This window comes from Methanobrevibacter sp. (assembly GCF_030539555.1).
In the GTDB taxonomy this organism is placed as follows: domain Archaea; phylum Methanobacteriota; class Methanobacteria; order Methanobacteriales; family Methanobacteriaceae; genus Methanocatella.
The window spans coordinates 1-1792 of the sequence record NZ_JAUNXX010000142.1 but is presented as its reverse complement, the minus strand read 5'-3'; the positions used below and the strand labels follow the sequence as shown (position 1 = coordinate 1792).

Genomic DNA, 1792 nt, shown 5'->3' with positions numbered 1-1792 from the left:
TCGGTGCTTTCTCGAGATCTCTTGCTTGTATATATCCGAAACTCATCGTAGTTTATCAAGGGATGCAAAATTTGAATGTCATCCTTTAGGAGAGTACTCGTGGTTTTTGGATTAACAAAAAAAGCTTTGCAATGAGGACAATAGCCTGCATTGATTTCTGTTTGAGTGATTTCTCCCTTCTTCATTATTTTTATACAGGCCAAGACTTCTTCTATTTCATGCTCATTGTTCGAACATATAAAAGGGGGATATTCAAGGACAAGACGGTCTTGCTCGCCTACGTTTAATCTTATTTTCCTTGCTTCAAGTTCTTCTTCCAGTAATGAAATGGCATTATCATATTCATTTTCGATATCTGAGTTGCGTACGACTGTTTTAGCGTAGTTTTGGATTGAATAATAGCTATCAAAATTCACATCTAGGTCGCCCTTGTTCTGGTCGTGCTGTAAAAGCTTCTTATCCTCCAAATCATCTATTATGTCTTCAATTTCTTCGTCGAACAATTCTTCAATATCGTCACCAAGTATTTCATTAATCTCATCTATCCACGAATACTGAAACTTTTTCTCGTTATCAGGTGGTGCAGTAGCTTTAATAGAATTATATATAGCAATTTCTATATAATAGCGAAAAGTATCGCTATCTACATATACAGAATGTGGACTTGCCAACTCTGTCCATACTAAATCTACAGGTGAATATGAGATACTGTTCCCTAAATCTTTAAAAAGTTCATTGGTAAACGCGATTTTACAGGATAAAAACTGCTGAAGCCAGTCAAACAAGCTTTCACACTCTAGAAATAGCCGTTCCATTTTTTTAAAAGCTATTTCTGCCTGGCCATCTTTGCCCCGATACGGATTGCAGTAGGTTTGAAGAGTAAACCCGCTGTCAAAGAACACAAAACCTGCATGAATAATTTCACATTGCTGTAAGTAATTGAAGTAATTTTCTTTAGTCCATCCAGCTTTTATAAAGTCTTCATATTTAATTTGGGATAATCTAGTTGAATCCCTAAAAAGCTTTTCTATTTGGGTATACTCATCCATATTAATAATCCATCCAGTCTCAATAATAAAGTGTCTTTGGAAATATAAATTAAGGCTTTTGTGAAAGTCTCGAGGCAATTTATAGTAGAAAAAGTAACTGCTTCATTAAAGAAAAATCAAATACTCCACTCTACAAATCCACAGGATGCTTCTACGTGGCGTAAATGGAGATCAACATTCTGGAAAACGGAAAGCACCTTAGGCACAGGTCGATCACAATGCATATCCTCCCGCATGATTTCTGTCAAGGCTTTGTTTTTTTAATGGTGGTGCTGGCACCCTTTACATGAAATTACAAAGGCATAAGCTCTGATAGAGTTGCTGCCAACATACCAGAATGGTGCTTTTTGAACACAGGAACACCGGATAGCCATAGGAAATTATCCTGGATTTTTCAAAATAGTCCAATAGCTTGTGTTGTTTCTCACTCGTTCAACTTCCGTTTTTACCGAAAAAATGAAGTTGCTGTTATAGGGGCCTGTTACCACTATAATATTTACAAATTCCATCCCTGCAATATTTTCTTATCAAATCTATATCTTCCACGTCTAACCTCTTGGCAATCTGTTTATCCAACTGAATGGTACCTATATACTTTGAATGGTTCATAACACCCATTTCTTCATATATTCTGAACGGCATAGACAGCATTAAGTGCTCTGCATCTTTTCGTGTGTAAGATTCATTCAAAAAAACACTTGAGCTCATCTCGGCCATCAGACCTTTAGACTTCCTATCTTCAT

At 36.4% G+C, this 1792-nt stretch carries 2 protein-coding genes; both read right to left on the bottom strand.

Annotated features, from left to right (window positions below; all coding sequences use genetic code 11):
• The coding region (locus Q4Q55_RS10570; protein WP_303372755.1) for a hypothetical protein at positions 1-1049 on the bottom strand (1049 nt) is incomplete at its 3' end.
• Between the two features lie 468 nt (positions 1050-1517).
• Positions 1518-1792, bottom strand: a 275-nt coding sequence (locus Q4Q55_RS10565; protein WP_303372754.1) for a hypothetical protein, incomplete at its 5' end; no start/stop codon positions are given.